This window comes from Nocardia sp. NPDC004722 (assembly GCF_053601505.1).
On record NZ_JBSGBY010000117.1, the window covers coordinates 1 to 16,897 of the forward strand.

The 16,897-nt window shown below is 67.7% G+C and carries 17 protein-coding genes; 9 read left to right on the forward strand and 8 right to left on the reverse strand.

All coding sequences use genetic code 11. The features are described 5' to 3' along the window. A partial coding sequence (locus ACWELQ_RS14335; RefSeq protein WP_452397488.1) for a Kae1-like domain-containing protein occupies positions 1-484 on the forward strand: 484 nt, incomplete at its 5' end. 69 nt (positions 485-553) lie between these two features. Here ACWELQ_RS14335 and ACWELQ_RS14340 read toward each other — a convergent pair. Further along, complete coding sequence (locus ACWELQ_RS14340) at positions 554-1,999, reverse strand: Hsp70 family protein (protein ID WP_452397489.1); 1,446 nt, start codon at positions 1,997-1,999, stop codon at positions 554-556. Positions 2,000-2,622: 623 nt separating this feature from the next. On the opposite strand from ACWELQ_RS14340, the gene groES reads away from it, so the two are divergent. Continuing rightward, entirely contained in the window at positions 2,623-2,925 is a 303-nt protein-coding gene (gene groES / locus ACWELQ_RS14345) for a co-chaperone GroES (protein ID WP_328601917.1), read from the forward strand. A gap of 140 nt (positions 2,926-3,065) precedes the next feature. Continuing rightward, positions 3,066-4,673, forward strand: a complete 1,608-nt coding sequence (gene groL / locus ACWELQ_RS14350) for a chaperonin GroEL (protein ID WP_452397490.1) — start codon at positions 3,066-3,068, stop codon at positions 4,671-4,673. Between the two features lie 97 nt (positions 4,674-4,770). Here groL and ACWELQ_RS14355 read toward each other — a convergent pair whose 3' ends face one another. From ACWELQ_RS14355 to ACWELQ_RS14375, 5 genes are all read right to left on the reverse strand, one after another. Further along, entirely contained in the window at positions 4,771-5,751 is a 981-nt protein-coding gene (locus ACWELQ_RS14355; RefSeq protein WP_452397491.1) for a hypothetical protein, read from the reverse strand. Positions 5,752-5,835: 84 nt separating this feature from the next. Further along, complete coding sequence (locus tag ACWELQ_RS14360; protein ID WP_452397492.1) at positions 5,836-6,039, reverse strand: hypothetical protein; 204 nt, start codon at positions 6,037-6,039, stop codon at positions 5,836-5,838. A gap of 168 nt (positions 6,040-6,207) precedes the next feature. Continuing rightward, positions 6,208-6,525 carry an RskA family anti-sigma factor gene (locus ACWELQ_RS14365; RefSeq protein WP_452397493.1) on the reverse strand — a complete coding sequence of 106 codons (318 nt, stop codon included), beginning with the start codon at positions 6,523-6,525 and terminating at the stop codon, positions 6,208-6,210. 1 nt (position 6,526) lies between these two features. Then, entirely contained in the window at positions 6,527-7,102 is a 576-nt protein-coding gene (locus ACWELQ_RS14370; RefSeq protein ID WP_452397494.1) for a sigma-70 family RNA polymerase sigma factor, read from the reverse strand. 670 nt (positions 7,103-7,772) lie between these two features. Next, entirely contained in the window at positions 7,773-8,066 is a 294-nt protein-coding gene (locus ACWELQ_RS14375; RefSeq protein ID WP_452397495.1) for a WhiB family transcriptional regulator, read from the reverse strand. A gap of 610 nt (positions 8,067-8,676) precedes the next feature. Here ACWELQ_RS14375 and ACWELQ_RS14380 point away from each other — a divergent pair. The 3 genes from ACWELQ_RS14380 to ACWELQ_RS14390 all read left to right on the forward strand — a co-directional run bounded on the left by ACWELQ_RS14380 (position 8,677) and on the right by ACWELQ_RS14390 (position 11,475). Next, entirely contained in the window at positions 8,677-9,603 is a 927-nt protein-coding gene (locus ACWELQ_RS14380; RefSeq protein WP_452397496.1) for a hypothetical protein, read from the forward strand. 158 nt (positions 9,604-9,761) lie between these two features. Then, positions 9,762-10,343, forward strand: a complete 582-nt coding sequence (locus ACWELQ_RS14385) for a sigma-70 family RNA polymerase sigma factor (protein ID WP_326309418.1) — start codon at positions 9,762-9,764, stop codon at positions 10,341-10,343. Then, complete coding sequence (locus tag ACWELQ_RS14390; protein WP_452397497.1) at positions 10,336-11,475, forward strand: anti-sigma-D factor RsdA; 1,140 nt, start codon at positions 10,336-10,338, stop codon at positions 11,473-11,475. Before ACWELQ_RS14385 ends, ACWELQ_RS14390 begins: the two co-directional genes overlap by 8 nt. Positions 11,476-11,571: 96 nt before the next feature. Here ACWELQ_RS14390 and ACWELQ_RS14395 read toward each other — a convergent pair whose 3' ends face one another. Then, positions 11,572-11,985, reverse strand: coding sequence for a DUF5319 domain-containing protein (locus ACWELQ_RS14395; protein WP_029923780.1), 414 nt, complete (start codon positions 11,983-11,985; stop codon positions 11,572-11,574). A 345-nt stretch (positions 11,986-12,330) separates the two neighbouring features. On the opposite strand from ACWELQ_RS14395, the gene guaB reads away from it, so the two are divergent. Together guaB and ACWELQ_RS14405 are read left to right on the forward strand one after the other, a co-directional pair. Continuing rightward, positions 12,331-13,878, forward strand: a complete 1,548-nt coding sequence (guaB, locus tag ACWELQ_RS14400; RefSeq protein ID WP_452397498.1) for an IMP dehydrogenase — start codon at positions 12,331-12,333, stop codon at positions 13,876-13,878. A gap of 158 nt (positions 13,879-14,036) precedes the next feature. Further along, positions 14,037-15,170, forward strand: a complete 1,134-nt coding sequence (locus tag ACWELQ_RS14405; protein ID WP_452397499.1) for a GuaB3 family IMP dehydrogenase-related protein — start codon at positions 14,037-14,039, stop codon at positions 15,168-15,170. 106 nt (positions 15,171-15,276) lie between these two features. Here ACWELQ_RS14405 and ACWELQ_RS14410 read toward each other — a convergent pair whose 3' ends face one another. Next, positions 15,277-16,095 carry an alpha/beta fold hydrolase gene (locus tag ACWELQ_RS14410; RefSeq protein ID WP_452397500.1) on the reverse strand — a complete coding sequence of 273 codons (819 nt, stop codon included), beginning with the start codon at positions 16,093-16,095 and terminating at the stop codon, positions 15,277-15,279. Between the two features lie 454 nt (positions 16,096-16,549). Between ACWELQ_RS14410 and ACWELQ_RS14415 the strand changes: the two genes are divergently transcribed. After that, positions 16,550-16,897 (forward strand): glutamine amidotransferase-related protein (locus tag ACWELQ_RS14415; RefSeq protein ID WP_452397501.1); only part of this gene is annotated, 348 nt, incomplete at its 3' end.

Below are 16,897 nucleotides of genomic sequence, written 5' to 3' on the forward strand. Positions count from 1 at the left end.
CATCGTCGAGAAGGCGTCGCGCTGGGGCGGATCCACCGCCAGATCCGGTGGCGGCGTATGGATTCCGGGCAACTCGGTGCTGCGCCGTGAAGCGCTCTCCGGTCTCAAGACCGCGGTCGCCCGCTATGTCGAAGCGGCCCAGCGCGAAGGCCGCGAACTGCCCATCCCGGATATCGCGGCGTCCTTCCAGGAGGCCGTCGCGGACGTCCTCACCATGAAGGCCGTCCGCGCCGTCCAGGATCAGGGCGTCGACACCCTGGTGCTCGGCGGCGGCGCGACCGCCAACTCCCGCATCCGCTCACTGGCCGAAGAACGCTGCACCGCAGCGGGTATCACCCTGCGCGTCCCCAAACCGCGCCTGTGCACCGACAACGGCGTCATGATCGCCACCCTGGGCGCCCACGTGATCGCCGCGGGCGCACAGCCTTCCGCCCTGACCGTGGCCACCGACCCGGGCCTCCCGGTCTCGACCAGTCACCTGTAGGTCACCCCGAAAACGCGACCGCGACCGGGAGTCGAAGCTCCGGTCGCGGCGAGTAGATGTTCGGTGTAGCTAGTCGGTCGGTCGGACCATGGTGGTGACGCCGCCGGAACCCGAATTCGTATTCGATCGCGGCGAAGGCGAGATCTTCGGCTCCGACTCGATGGGCGGCACCGCGGTGCCGAGCAGCGGACCGAGCAGGCGGGGCAGGTCGGCGGGGAACGGGATCTGGGGTAGGTCCGGATCCGGGCGCAGCGGCGGCTGCTGCTGGCTGGTGGTGGCCGACGGGATGGTGGGAACGCCGGTGGCCGAACCGGTTTGGGTCGGCGGCACGACCGGGGTGGTGCGGTTGGCGGTCGGCTTGGGCGAACCGCTGGCCGGGCCGCTCGACGGCGTGGTCGGCGAGACCGGCTGCACCGGACCGGTCGTGGTGGGGGAGTAGTGCGTGTTCTGCGGTTCGGGCACCACGAATTCCTTGACGCCGTAACCGATGATCAGCCCGACCACCACGATCGCCCCGGCCAGCGTGCCCGCCAGCTTGGTGAAGGTGCCGATCGGCGCGTCGGAGCCCAGCCCGATCACCGGGAAGGCACTCGGCGTGGTCGAATCCGCCACCAGCGCCGCGCCTTTCGCGATCGCCGCCTCCGGCTCCGGCACGGTGACGACCGGCACGTCGAGCTGGCGTTCCAGCCCGACCACCATGATCGGCACGTTCGCGCCGCCGCCGATCACCGCAACCGCCTCCGGGAACTTCGGCGCTCGCGCGAACACCCCGCGCGCGAACACCGCCAGCTCCCGCAGCAGATCGGCGACGATCTCCTCGAAATCCACCCGCGTCAGCTTGAGCGGCTGCCCGGCCACATGGTCGATGGTGACCGCCGGAACGACCGACAGATGCTCCTTGGCGGCCCGGGAACGGTTGAGCAGGATGCCGCGGTTGGGCCGGATGCCGCGGCGCGAGAGGTGGCAGTCCAGCAGGTGCTGCAGGATCAGCTCGTCGATGGCATTGCCGCCGATGGCCGTCGTCCGCTCCGAACGCAGCACGGTGTCGTCGGCGTGATCGGCGACGGTGACCGTGGTGCCGGTGGCCCCGATGTCGACGACCGCGACCGTGTCCCAGCGGTCCAGCAGGCCCGTGTGCCGCAGATAAGCGAGGGCCGCGGTGCTCTCCGGGATGAGATGCACCCCGTGGCGCTGGCGGCCGATCGCGGAGCGGATGACCTGTGCCTGCTCCCGGTCCCGATATGCGACCGCGATATCGCCGGGCGGGGTCGGTTCGGGCTCGTGGTGGTTGGCGCCGCGGGCGACCGGATGCGCGCCGACGGGATGGACGACGTCACGCGGGATCTGGGTGGTCATCAGTTCGATGGAGGACGCCACCAGGTCACCGAGGTCGGAGTGGGCCGTATCGGCGGTCACGACGCGGTAGTCGAAGTTCTGGGCGCCATTGGGCGCGGTGGCGACCGTCGCCGAGCACACCACCTCGGTTCCGGCGGAAATGCCGAGGGATGTTCGCATGTTCACCTCCCTTCGAGCGGATGGTCCTGGTGGAGACGACCATCTCGAACGGACTCCGGTCGCGCCCCATGGGTAACGGGCGCTTCCGAGCTACGGATCACGGCGGGACCTTGTCCGATGGGGCATTCGGACCTGCCACTGATCACTTGCGGTTTGCTCTCTTCTCGAGCCCGCGCGGATGGTTGCCGCGCGGATAGCGGGGTGAAGCAGTTGTGTAACTCTCGACGGTGCGCGTGACAGGTTTGATTCAGTCCCGTCGCGCGGCCGTCGTCAATGGTGTCACAATCCGTTATCCGAACGTTACAGATTTTCGGATTTCTTTGGAAGACCTCAGATTCCCGGGCCGTCGTGTCGGCGAGTCGTGGTGGCAGCGCGTTGTCCAGCGGCGTTACGGGTAACGCGCGGTTGCGGGTAGCAGTACCTGCCCTTGAGCGCTGGCACTCCCATGTATAGAGTGCTAGGAGGCACTGGTTAGTGCTGAGGTGCCACCTAATGACTACTACGCAGGGGTCCCGGCACCCGCGACGACGGGGCCGATTGCGCAGGGGTCATGCACGAACGAAACCGTGAGTCCGGGGAACAGCCCCGGACGAGAAGAATCCCCTGAAAGTGGAGGGCTCAACGTGGCGAGCGTGAACATCAAGCCGCTCGAGGACAAGATCCTCGTCCAGGCCAACGAGGCCGAAACCACCACCGCCTCCGGTCTGGTCATCCCCGACACGGCGAAGGAAAAGCCCCAGGAGGGCACCGTCATCGCCGTGGGTCCGGGCCGTGTGGCCGAGGACGGCGTCACCCGGATCGCGCTGGACGTCAACGAAGGCGACGTCGTCATCTACAGCAAGTACGGCGGCACCGAGGTCAAGTACAACGGCCAGGAGTACCTGATCCTGTCGGCGCGCGACCTGCTCGCTGTCGTCACCAAGTAAGACGCTTCGACTCTCGGGGCCTCAGGGGCTTCCCCTGAAACCCCTTCGAGAGACACCGCCCCGGAGTCAGCTGCATACCGCAACCGGCCCGGGGCGGAGTGCGTTCCGGCCCAACTCATTTCAGGAGTAGGTACCCCAACATGGCAAAGCAGATCGAGTTCGACGAGAAGGCTCGCCGGGCGATGGAGCGCGGCGTCGACAAGCTCGCCGACGCCGTCAAGGTCACCCTCGGCCCGCGCGGCCGGCACGTGGTGCTGGCCAAGGCTTTCGGCGGCCCGACCGTCACCAACGACGGTGTCACCATCGCGCGTGACATCGACCTCGAGGACCCGTTCGAGAACCTGGGCGCGCAGCTCGTGAAGAGCGTCGCCACCAAGACCAACGATGTCGCCGGCGACGGCACCACCACCGCCACCGTGCTGGCGCAGGCGCTCATCAAGGGTGGCCTGAAGAACATCGCCGCGGGCGCGAACCCGATGACCCTGGGCAAGGGCATGAGCAAGGCCGCCGAGGCCGTCGCCGCCGCCCTGGCCGCCGCCGCGACCCCGGTCAACGGCGAGAAGGCCATCGCGCAGGTCGCCACCGTGTCCTCGCGTGACGAGGAGATCGGCGCGCTGGTCGCCGAGGCGCTGACCAAGGTCGGCAAGGACGGCGTCGTCACCATCGAGGAGTCCTCGGGTCTGCAGACCGAGGTCGTCATCACCGAGGGCGTGCAGTTCGACAAGGGCTACCTGTCCCCGTACTTCGTCACCGACCCGGAGACCATGCAGTCGGTCTACGAGGACGCGTGGATCCTGCTGAACCGCGAGAAGATCAGCTCCCTGCCGGACCTGCTGCCGCTGCTGGAGAAGATCGCCGAGTCGGGCAAGCCGGTCGTCATCATCGCCGAGGACGTCGACGGCGAGGCGCTGTCCACCCTGGTGGTCAACGCGATCCGCAAGACCCTCAAGGTCGTCGCCGTGAAGGCCCCGTTCTTCGGTGACCGCCGCAAGGCGTTCCTGGACGACCTGGCCATCGTCACCGGCGGCACCGTGGTCAACCCGGACCTGGGCATCACCCTGCGCGAGGCCGGTCTGGACGTGCTGGGCAAGGCCCGCCGCGTGGTGGTCTCCAAGGACGACACCACCATCGTCGAGGGTGCGGGCTCGCAGTCCGACATCGACGCGCGAGTCTCGCAGCTGCGCAAGGAGATCGAGAACACCGACTCCGACTGGGACCGCGAGAAGCTGGAAGAGCGCCTGGCCAAGCTGGCCGGCGGCGTCGCCGTCCTCAAGGTCGGCGCGGCCACCGAGACCGAGCTCAAGGAGCGCAAGTACCGCGTCGAGGACGCGGTCTCCTCGGCCAAGGCCGCGGTCGCCGAGGGCATCGTCCCCGGTGGTGGCACCGCCCTGGTCCAGGCCGCCGCGACCCTGGGCGCGCTGCGCGACTCGCTCTCGGGCGATGAGGCCGCCGGTGTCGAGGTCGTGCGTCAGGCCCTGCTGGCCCCGCTGTTCTGGATCGCCAGCAACGCCGGCGTCGACGGCGCGGTCGTCGTCTCCAAGGTGACCGAGGGCAAGGACGGCTTCAACGCCGCCACCCTCACCTACGGCGACCTGGTCGCCGAGGGCGTCATCGACCCGGTCAAGGTCACCCGCTCGGCCGTCGAGAACGCCACCTCCGTGGCGCGCATGGTGCTGACCACCGAGTCCGCCATCGTCGACAAGCCGGTCGAAGAGGCCGCCGACGCCCACCACGGCCACTCGCACTGAGAGTCGTGAGGGCCGATCTCGGCTGACCTGACGAGGCCCCCGGACGAACCACCGTCCGGGGGCCTCGTTGTCGGTTCGGGCGGAACCGCAGCGGTTTTCAGGCGAGGCCGGTGCGGGCCAGCAGGGATTCGGCTTCGGCCGGGGTGAATTCGCGGGTGAGTTCCACCGAGGATTCGAGAGCTTCGTGGAGGACGCCGTACATGTTGGAGGGGCGCCAGTTGAAGTGGATTCCCTTGGGGGAGACGATCAGCAGGGGTTTCTCGTCGAGGAGCGGGAGTTCGGTGGGGGAGCCGGAACCCGGCATGAAGGCGACGCCGGGGTAGGCGAAGTTGAAGCGCTGGTGGTCCATCAGGGTGGCGGCGGCTTCGTAGTCGGCGCGGGTGAGGTGGTCGTTGCGGGCGTAGCGGACCGCCTCCGGGTCGACGGGTTCGGCGTCGAGGTAGCCGGGGCCCGCGTGGCGCAACAGGGCGTCCTGCAGGAGGGCGTAGCAGTGGTAGAGGCGGTCTCGGACGCCGACGAGGCGGAATTCGAAGGCGCGCCGGTTCTTCGGGTCCAGGACGAGCAGGTCGACGTCGTCGTGGAGGGTGAAGATCTCGCGTAGCCAGAGCGGGACGAGCTGGTCTTCTTCGAGCTGGTCGAGGCGGTCCATGATCGCGGGGCGTTCGCGCCAGCGCTTGCGGGTCTCCTTGGAGCGGCTCAGCATCGTCATCGCCGCCGGAATGCTCAATTGGCCTGCCGCGCGCACGAGTTCATCGGGTTTCTCGGCCAGCGCGTCCAATTGCCGGACCAGGAGATCCAGCGTCGCGTCGATGGCGGCCCCGGCATCGGCCCCATGCTCGACCATGGTTCCGCTCAGCAGCGCGAGCAGCGCGGTGTGGAACAGATCGCCCGCGGGCATGAGATTGCGCAGCGAGACCACGCCCGCCGTCAATTCCGCGGCGGTGGTTCCCGACTGCACCTGGGCGATCTCCGCGCGCACCGCGTCGGGCAGCAGAATTCCCTGTCCCGAGGTGAACGACTCGATCTCCTCGGAAGTCGTGCGCGCCCGCACGAATTCGCTCAATGCCTCCAGCGCCATGAAAGTCCCAACCCCCGAACCGAACCGACCGCCGCACGCTACCAGCCGATCCTTGGAGCCACTCACAGGTTATTTGCGAGAGCGTCAGCGCGGGGGAGAGGGCGTCGTCCAGTTCGAGCCGAGGGGTTCGACGATCACGGGGAAGATCAGCCTCGTTCTCGACGGGGTGGGCTCCGGGGAGTCGGAAGGAGCGAAGGCGTACGTGCCCGCGATGATCATGGCGCAGCCGGCTATCGCTCCCAGCACCACGCGCAGGTACGGGCGGACGATGAGGCTGAGGAGGCGCATACCGGACGATCCGTTCGCGGGGCGTCATGAATCCTCATGGCGCGCACGGAGTTCTACGAGTCGGATCGTCCGGTCACAACTGCCTGTTACCGGCAAAGTGCGCACCCGGAACCGGTCAGGCGACCTGTTTCTCGGGTGTGCGAAAGGAGCGAGAGGTCTTCGGTTCGGCTAGTCGCGCACGGGATGCGTGGAGCGGCCGTTGCCGTGTCGGAGCGTGGGGTGGGACGAGTGGTGAATCGCGGTCGGCGTGGCCTGGTCTGTGGCTATCGCGGCGAGAAGGCGGTCGCGGAGGGCGGGCGGCGGCGCTACGGCCGTCGTCGACGCGGCCAGCGCGAGCGCTTCTCGGGTCTGCTGCACTTCCTGGGTGAAGGCGGCGCGCAGTATCGGATCATCGGTATCCAGGATTTCCGCCACTGCGCGCTGATCTTCGTCGCCGATCGATCCGAGCGCGACAGTGTGCGCGAGATCGATCTGGCTTTCGTTCATCTCACGTCACTCCCAAACTTTTCTTGAGTCGTGTCAGTCCATCCCGTATACGGGACTTAACGGTCGGTAATCCTACGCCCAGATATGCCGCTACCTCGGCATATGTCCGCCCACCGAAGTAGGCGAGGGAGATGGCTTCCCGTTGTGTCTCCGTCAACGTGGCCAGGCCGGCGAGTACCGCCTGCTGCTCCAGCCGACGTCCGACTTCTTCGGTGACCTCATCGAATTCGTTACCGAGAGTGCTGGTGCCGTAGGCGACTTCGCGCAGTGCGTGCGCCTGCTCGGCACGGACCCGGTCGACCGCGCGCCGGTGGGCCAGCGTCATCAACCACGTGACGGCCGAACCCTTGGCCGAGTCGAAGTTGGCTGCCGTGCGCCAGATCTGGAGATAGACCTCCTGGGTGGTCTCCTCCGCGTATCCCGGATCGTGTAGCACGCGTAGGACTAGGCCGAACACTCGCGCGTTGGTGCGGTCGTACAGCTCGGCAAACGCCTGCTGATCGGACTGCCCACAGCGTTCGAGAAGTGCGGCAAGTTCGAGACTTTCGGCTGCGCGCGCCGTCACCGCAGAGTCCACGCTGGGTGCTCCCACCCGACTGTCCCTCGAACTCTGGAACGAGTCGCCCTCTGCGGCAGGCGGCCGCGTTGTCACAACGCTCCGTTCTGTGTCATCGGCCACGAGGGTAGCGTGCCGCTATGACCTCCTCTCGGGTGGGGGTATCGGCAAAGCGACTGTGGCACAGCAGTTTTCCGATTTGTACCGAAACGCCGCAATCGTGACTCGAGAGACACGCCGGGACGCGCCAGCAACCACCAGGCCCCGCTGAGCGGTGCCGGTTGTTTGCTAGGCATTCGGTACACCATCACCCGCGGATGGGAAAAATCTTCAGCTCACGCCGCCGCCTGCACCAGCAACAACGCTGATGAACACCAGTCACGCGAGTTTGCTCGCGCTCACTCCACCCCAACGATCGGCAACCTGCCCGAACCCCGGATATCTGTCACCTGAATCCACAGCGATCGCGCCCGGATTCGCGTCAACCCTCCTTGCCGAGAGTCTCCCGCAAGAAGATTCATCGACGACCGATTCGCTCACCAGTCCCGCGACGAGAATTCGGCCACCGGTCCGAGAATCCTCGGCACGAGGTTCGGTCGGTGGCCCGAGAAGTCTGTGTCGAGAGGTCGGCCGGCAGTCCGAGGGTCTCGTCACGGGTTTCGGGGGAAGGCTCTGAGGGTTGGGGAGTCGGCTAGGCCACGACGCGACGGCGGTTGCGGCGAGCGTGCAGTTCACGCTCGGTCTCGGACATGCCGCCCCAGATGCCGTAGGGCTCGCTGACCTTCAGGGCATGCGAGCGGCAGTGCAGCAGCACCGGGCACGCCTTGCAGATCTCTTTGGCGCGTAGCTCCCGCTGGGAGCGGGCACGGCCGCGCTCCCCGTCCGGGTGGAAGAACACGGACGAGTCCTGGCCGCGGCAGGAACCGCGCATCTGCCAGTCCCAGACGTCGGCGTTCGGACCAGGGAGGTGGGTCGGCATAGGCATGGTGAACTCCTCTTGGTGCGAGCTCGTCGGCATTGTCGAGCGGTGCTGGTGGCAAACAGATGGCCGCATCGCCGTGGCCCGGCGATCGCACTTCGTCGGTGCCGTATTTCAACACGGCGCCAACGACGGCGATGACGTACGTTAGGTCGCACAACGAATTCGAGTCAATAGCTTCATTCGACTCGAGCCGAATACTGGGACATTAGAGAATTAACATCTTCGCTATTTACAAACCGGCCCGTCTGTGGTGATACTGTTCGGTTGCCCAGCACCGTGACCAAGCTGTGATAGCTCATCCGACTGGATGAAATGCCTGGTGGCAGCCAATTTTCGAGCTTCAATACCTGTCATGCGATCTATGCAAGCATCGCGATCAGAGTGATCTCAGCCATTGGACATCGGTGGCTGAGTAGGGTAGAGATGGCCGCTTCGAGGCGCTCAGGTTAATAGCGCGAAACGCTATACGAATTCCTTACGGGCGTGCTAGCCGATAGCGAGAACAGATTTACGGAGTGGAAACACAAAGGCGCTTGTGAATGCTGATGGGTTGCTGGCGACTTGTGATATGGCAGCTGCCCTCACTTGGCCCCGCGCTGGTTAGAGTGCGGCTGTGCCTGTGCTCGAAGTGAACTCCGAACTCGCCGACGCCGCGTTCGGCGCCGCCCCCGAACGCGCTGCCGTCGGGTTGCCCACTGCCGCCGACGCGCATGAATCCTGGTTGCGGGCCGTTGCTCTCGGTGGTGTCGGGCACTACGCCGCCGCCCGCGCGGCGTTGATCCGGGCCCGCCGCGCGACGGCCGACCCCGCGCTGCTGTCGCTCACCCACAGCACCGAGGGCTCGCTGCTGCGCCAGCTCGGGTGGCACAGTCACGCCGCTGTCGCGGATGGCCGCGCCGCCGCCCTGGTGCTGCCCGCGAAATGTGACAGAGCTCACGTACCGGCGGTCACCGCGGCCGAAAGACGCCACGCAGAAGCCGTTTGCGACGCGTTGACCGGCCTCGCGGCCGACGCGCTGGGCACCCTCCGCCCGGCGCTTGCCGCCCGTCTGCTGAATCGTTGCCAGAATTACCTCGACATTCATCTCGCCAGCGGCGAGTCGTCCTGGCGGCCGCGTCTGCGCCTGCACTGGGTGTCTGCCGAGACGGCGCTGTCGGCCCCGGGCGCGGGACTGATCACCGCCCCCGCCGGGGACCTCGACCCGGCGGCGCGGCAGGCCCCGGCCCTGGCGCACGCGCGGGCCGCGGTCGCTCTCGCCGAACGGTCGCCTTCGCGGCGGCATCTGGTGAAATCCCGGCTACTGCTGGCCGCCGCGCATGCCGCCGCCGGCGATCTCGACCGATCCCGCACTCTCGCAATCGAAGTCGACCGCGACTGTCGCGAACACGAACTGCTGCCCTTGCGCTGGGCCTGCGCCATGCTCCGCTCGGGGGTCGAGCCGGATGGCGACGGCGCGGCGGTCGCGGCCGAGTCCGCGCGGTTGCTGGCAACTCGCGGTGGGCGATTGCGTTCGGCCAGCGAGGTTCTCGGGCGTCCCTGAGCACCCCCGGGGACTTCCCTGAGTCGTCCCCGAGAAGCACCCCGTAACGCCTGGCTTGAATGAGCCAGCCGCTATTGTTGGACCGTTCCGCCCCTCCGCGGAAGCACCGGCCCTCCCGCCGCCGTGCCCTCTCGTAAACGCCAGGAACAGCTCTGACGATGAACAACACGGGTGAGGAGTTGGATCCCGCTGTCGTCGCTGCCGCAGCGCAGGGCGACCGGGCTGCCCTTTCCCAGGTACTGGAGAGCATCCGCCCACTTGTGGTGCGGTATTGCCGCGCGCGCATCGGGACGGCCGAACGTGGTCAGCTCTCCGCTGACGACGTCGCGCAGGAGGTTTGTCTGGCCGTGATGACGGCCCTCCCTCGGTATCAGGATCAGGGTCGGCCGTTCATGGCTTTCGTCTACGGCATCGCCTCGCACAAGGTCGCAGACGCCCACAGAAATTCCGCCCGTAACAAGGCGGACGCCATGGCCGAAGTACCGGATGTCATATCCACCGACCAGGGACCGGAACAGCGAGCTCTCGAATCCGAAACGAGCCGACAGATGAACGCTCTGTTGGCGACTTTGCCGGAGAAGCATCGAGAAATCCTGATCCTTCGCCTGGTCATGGGTCTGTCGGCTGAAGAAACCGCAGTCGCCGTGGGCAGTACGGCGGGTGCTATACGAGTCGCCCAGCACCGGGCGCTCGCGAAACTCAAGTCTCAAGTGGCGAGGGCAGGTGAAATGTATGGCTAGGGATGGCGAGCGCGGTCGGGGCGACTTCAAGGCGCGACCTGGATCGCAGAACAGCGGTCCCTACGCCGAGGCGTCCGGTGATACCGGGCCGGTGGATATCGCCGCGGTGCGACGCGACGATGCGCTGATCGACGCCATCTCCGGCGACGGTCCCGTGCAGACGGGCACTTCGGAGGAGTATCAGCTCGCGGCCTTGCTGGCGGACTGGCGTGCGGAGATCATGGCCGAGCCGTTGCCGGCCGGACCGGACCTGGATGCCATTGTCGCAGCGGTCAATCAGGAGATCGGCGCCCGGCAGGCGCGGATCGGAGCCTCGAACCGGGGGCGACTACGGCTGGTTCGCCCGCTGCTGGGCGCGGCTGCGGCGATGGCGCTGGTGATCGGCGGACTGACGGCGTTCTCCTACAACGCGAGCCCCGGCGATCCGCTGTGGAAGGTCAAGGAGGTCGTGTTCAGTGAACAGGCCCAGTCCACGGTGGTCTCGCGGGCGGACGACAGCCTGGCGCAGGCGCAGCAACTGCTGGCGGAGAACAAGCCCGAGGAAGCGCAGAAGGCGCTGGCGAAGGCTGCCGACAATGCCAATCAGGTCAATGACTCCGGCAAGAAGGACGACCTGAACGGCCGCTGGCAGCAGCTGTTCGGCGTGCTGGCGGCGAAGGCACCGGAGTTGGCGGCCCCGCTGACGACACTGATGCCGACTCCCACCAAGGTGCCGGTGACGACCACCGTTCCGGTCGAGCCGACCGCCCCGGTGACGGCGCCCAAGCCGGATGGCAGCACCGCGCCGTCCATCGATCCCTCGGTGTTGGGTACCAACCCGAATCCGAACCCGAACCCGAATCCGTCCTCGGGCGGCGGTGTTTCGACGCTGCCGACCGCGCCGCCGGTGACAACGATTCCGGCGCAACCGTCTTCGGAGCCGACCGAACCGGTCACTCCGCCGACAGGCGGCCCGGGCAACACCACCACGGTCGTGGTCGTGCCGACCGCCGGTAATACCGGCGGCGGTGCGCCCACGGGCGCGCCGACCCAGGCGCAGCCGACGATCGAGAAGCCGATTCCGAATCCGGTGGTGCCGACCACGATCGCCATACCGACCGTGCCGCTGGTACCGGGACCCGGGGTGCACTAGAACGACAGCTGTGACCGATCGCCCTGTGGCGGTCGGTGTTTCATCGGACATACGAGAAGGGCCCGCATCCTGAGGATGCGGGCCCTTCTCGATGAATCAGACGTCGAACCCGTCGAATCCGTCGCCGTGCAGTGCCTCGTTCATCGAGGCGTCCGCGTAGCCACGGCAGTAGTCCCAGGTGACGTACGCCTCGGGCGTCGGGTCGTAGGCGGGCTCGTGCGGTCGCACCGTGCCGTCCACCAGTAGCTGGAGGAGGTTGGCGCGCAACATGTCCCAGTCGTGGTAGTGGTCCTGTCGACAGTCCTCGCAGCTGACCACGAGTCCGCGGATACCGCGGTGGGCCAGCAGTGCCTCATATACCGCGAGGTCGGCGAGATCCTCTTCGACCGCTAGGCGCTCGTGAGGATCCAGCGGCTCCCCCGGCTCGATGGCATCGAGCGCGGCCGACGGGTCGGAGGGGTCTCCGGCGAATGGATCCGGCGGCAAGCCAGGTGGTAGATGGTCACGCACAGTCCCACGGTACGCAGAACAACCCCTTGTGCGCCAGCGCTGAAGGGGATTTGCCCTCACTTCGCTGGTGGTGCGGCGCACATTGGATGTCGTGGAGGGCACAGGGGTGTCGTGACAGTCGACACAGTAGCGCCATAGCCGACAAACCGCAGCGGTTGTGGCGCTGCGAACACCGCCGTCAGGCGCACGGTGGCCGGGTTGGGCGCGGGTGCGGTCCGGAATTCGGCGGCGGATACCATGGTTGACCAAAGGCCGGGTGGTAAACACCGGCATTGCCATTCATCCACGCGTCCGCCGGTTCCCGGTCCGGAGGACGTTGCCGAGGTCCAGGAGGGGTCGATCCGAATGAGCAGTCCCGTGACGGGCGAACGCAGTGATTCCGGCCGCCCTCGTACGGGTGGAGACGATCCCGACAAGATCGCCATGCTCGGCCTCACCTTCGACGATGTGCTGTTGCTGCCCGCGGCCTCGGATCTGATTCCGAGTTCCGTCGACACCTCCAGCAAGCTGACGCGGGACATCTCGCTGCGCACCCCGCTGGTGAGTTCCGCCATGGACACCGTGACCGAGGCGCGCATGGCCATCGCCATGGCCCGCGCGGGCGGAATGGGTGTGCTGCACCGCAATCTGTCGGTGGAGGCGCAGGCCGCGCAGGCCGAGACGGTGAAGCGGTCCGAGGCGGGCATGGTGACCGATCCGGTGACCTGTCGCCCCGACGACACGCTGGCCGAGGTCGACGCCATGTGCGCGCGCTTCCGTATCTCCGGTCTGCCGGTGGTCGATGACCGCGGGATTCTGATCGGCATCATCACCAATCGCGATATGCGCTTCGAGGTGGATCAGGACCGCAAGGTCGAGGAGGTGATGACCCCGGCGCCGCTGATCACCGCGCAGGAGGGTGTCACCGCCGAGGCCGCGCTGGGTCTGCTGCGCCGCCACAAGATCGAGAAGCTGCCCATCGTGGACGGTTCCGGCAAGCTGCGCGGGCTGATCACGGTCAAGGACTTCGTCAAGACCGAGCAGTACCCGAACGCCACCAAGGACCGCGACGGGCGACTGCTCGTCGGCGCGGCCGTCGGTGTGGGCGAGGACGCGTGGGCGCGCGCCATGACGCTGGCCGATGTCGGCGTGGACGTGCTCATCGTGGACACCGCGCACGGGCATCAGTCGGGCGTGCTGCAGATGGTCGCCAAGGTCAAGGCCGAGGTCGGTGACCGGGTGCAGATCGTCGGCGGCAATGTCGCCACCCGCGCGGGTGCGCTGGCGCTCGTCGAGGCGGGCGTGGACGCGGTGAAGGTGGGCGTGGGCCCCGGCTCCATCTGCACCACCCGCGTGGTCGCCGGTGTCGGCGCGCCGCAGATCACCGCGATTCTCGAGGCCACCGCGGCGTGCAAGCCGCACGGTGTGCCGGTCATCGCCGACGGTGGCGTGCAGTACTCGGGCGATATCGCCAAGGCCATCGCGGCCGGTGCGTCGACCGTCATGCTGGGTTCGTTGCTGGCCGGTACCGCCGAGTCGCCGGGCGATCTGATCCTGGTGGGCGGCAAGCAGTTCAAGAGCTACCGCGGCATGGGTTCGCTGGGCGCCATGCAGGGGCGTGGCGAGGCCAAGTCCTACTCCAAGGACCGCTACTTCCAGGATGACGTGCTGTCGGAGAAGAAGCTGGTGCCCGAGGGCATCGAGGGCCGGGTGCCGTTCCGCGGCCCGCTGGACCAGGTGATCCACCAGCTGGTCGGCGGTCTCCGCGCGGCCATGGGTTACACCGGCGCGCAGACCATTCCGGATCTGCAGGCGGCCCAGTTCGTGCAGATCACGGCGGCGGGCCTGAAGGAGTCGCACCCGCACGACATCACCATGACCGTCGAGGCTCCCAACTACACCACCCGCTCGTAATACGAAGGCCCACAAGGTTCGCGGCGCGTCTCGTTCTGGACTGACGGAGCGGGGGAGCGAAGCGGAGGAGCGGAGGAGGGAAGAACGAGACTTCCAGCGCCGCGAACCCGCCCGGAGCGAAGCGGAGGGCAAATCCGACACAGGAGGAATGACTGACGATGCGCGATATGGTCGAGATCGGCATGGGCCGGACGGCTCGGCGCACCTACGAGCTGGACGATATCGACATCGTGCCCTCGCGGCGGACCCGCTCGTCCAAGCAGGTGTCGCTGGCGTGGCAGCTGGACGCCTACCGCTTCGAGATCCCGTTCCTGGCGCATCCGACCGATGCGCTGGTGTCGCCGTCGTTCGCCATCGAGCTGGGCAAGGCCGGCGGGCTGGGTGTCATCAACGGTGAGGGCCTGTGGGCCCGGCACGCCGATGTGGACGCCAAGATCCAGCAGCTGACCGAGATCGCGGAGAAGGAAGGCACCGAGGCGGCCGTCGCGGCGCTGCAGGAGCTGCACGCCGCGCCCATGCAGCCGGATCTGCTGGCGGCCGCGGTCGCGCAGGTGCGCGCGGCCGGTGTCACCACCGCGGTGCGGGTCAGCCCGCAGAACGCCCGGGCGCTGACCCCGGCGCTGGTGCAGGCGGGCATCGACCTGCTGGTGGTGCACGGCACCATCATCTCCGCCGAGCACGTGGGCGACGGAGAACCGTTGAACCTCAAGACCTTCATCGCCGAGCTGGATGTGCCGGTGGTCGCGGGTGGCGTGTCCGATCACCGCACCGCGCTGCACCTGATGCGGACCGGCGCGGCCGGTGTCATCGTCGGCTACGGCTCGATGCAGGGCGCGACCACCACCGGTGAGGTACTGGGCATCGGTGTCCCGATGGCCACCGCGATCGCCGACGCCGCCGCGGCCCGCCGGGACTACCTCGACGAGACCGGCGGCCGCTACGTGCACGTCATCGCCGACGGCGAGACCCTGACCTCCGGTCACATCGCCAAGGCCATCGCCTGTGGCGCGGACGCGGTGATGCTGGGCGTGCCGCTGGCCATGGCCCGGGAGACCCCCGGCAACGGCTGGTACTGGCCCTCGGCCGCCGCGCACCCGTCGGTGCCGCGCGGCGCGGTCCTGCCCTACGCCATCCAGGAGGAGCGCGTCCCGCTCGACCAGGTCCTCAACGGCCCCTCCAACGACCCGTTCGGCTCGCTGAACCTCGTTGGCGGCCTGCGCCGTTCGATGGCCAAGACCGGCTACTGCGACCTCAAGGAATTCCAGAAGGTCGGTTTGAACGTCCGCGGCTAGCGTCGGCGAAGATCGGTAAGACAGCGCCTCCGGTGCGTCGTGCCCTTGCACATTCACCCGAATGCGCAAGGGCACGAGTCGTTTCGGCGGTGCCGCGGAGTCGGGGTCAGCGGAGCAGGCCGGTTTGGGGGACCGGTCGTGAGATCGCTTGGTCGCGGAGGAAGTCGCGGATGGCCGCGTTGACCGCTACCGGGTGGGTCATGTTCACCGTTTGACGGGCGCCCTCGATTTCGAGGTAGCGGGCGTCGGGGAGGCGGTCGGCCAGTTCGCGGGCGTGGGAGCGCGGGACGCCGGAGCGGGTGGGGTGGATGACCAAAGTGGGGCAGGTGATTTCGGCTAGTCGATCGAGGATGGAGTCGCGGGTGAGCAGGGCTCCCGCGGCTACCTCGGTGGCGTTGGGGTCGCGGGCCAGCCAGCGTTTCACCCAGACGGCGCGGTACCAGTCGTCATCGCCGATGAGCCAGCGGGCCAGGTATTCGGCCAATGCCGGACGGGGGGCGTCTTCGTACCATTTGTCCAGAAACCTACGGGCATTGGTGAGTTCGGCGGGCGTCGGCTCGTGCGCCTCGCTGCTGAGCAGGACGAGGGCGGCGACCCGGTCGGGGGCCAGCAGCGCGGTGCGCAGGGCGATGAAGCCGCCCTGCGAAATCCCGCCCACCACGGCCCGTTCCACGCCGAGCTGATCCAGTACGGTCAGCGCGTCCCGGGCGGAGGTCCAGTACGTGAACGGCAGCCCCTCGTCACGGGTGCGACCGTGCCCGCGCGCGTCCCAGGTCACCATCCGGAACTCCGGAGTCAGCGCCGCCTGCTGCGACGCGAACATCGTTCGGTCCATGAGGAATTCGTGCCCCAGCAACACAACCGGACCTTCGCCCCCGCTGTCCTCGTAGTGGATCTCGGCATCGATCGCACGGGCGAATGGCACGAAATAGAGAATAGCGAGCGGGGGCGACAAACTGCCGGGCTTTCCTGCCCACCGGCACAGCCGGTGTCGCTCGGCCCGCACGAGCTGTGTCGCTGGGCCCGATTCGCCGGGCCGGAATTCCCGCCCTCGAAGTGCCTCGGGCCCTACCGCGATGCGGGCCGCGGGACTAGATTGCGCCCCGCGCACGCCTGCCTCCGCGGCGCCGAATCGGTACTCGGACGGCCGCCGAAGTCCCTGGGAGGCAGGGACCGAAGCCCCTATCGAAGATTCGCGTGACGCGAATAACGTCCCGATGCCACCACTTCCGGGCCGGGCGGGCAACCGCCTCCGAGGCCGCGGCGCAGCCCGGCCCGGGGTGGAGGTCCAAGCGCTGGTCGCGGGTGGTATTCGAACCTCGTGCGATCGGGGGTTGCCCGGAGGCGATGTGTCCTGTATCGCTCACTAGACTGTGGCGGTGGCAGATACCCAGCGACCAGTCCTTGTCGTCGACTTCGGCGCGCAGTACGCGCAGCTGATCGCGCGCCGGGTGCGCGAAGCGAGCGTGTATTCCGAAGTGGTTCCGCACACGATCACCGTGGAGGAGATCGCGGAGAAGAACCCCCTCGCGGTGATTCTCTCCGGCGGACCCAGCAGTGTGTATGCCGAGGGCGCGCCGCAGCTGGATGCGCGGCTGTTCGATCTGGAGCTGCCGGTCTTCGGTATCTGCTACGGATTCCAGGCCATGGCGCAGGCGCTCGGCGGGACGGTGGCGCACACCGGGACTCGCGCTGAACTCTTCCTTGCCCGGGATGCGCCGCGCGAT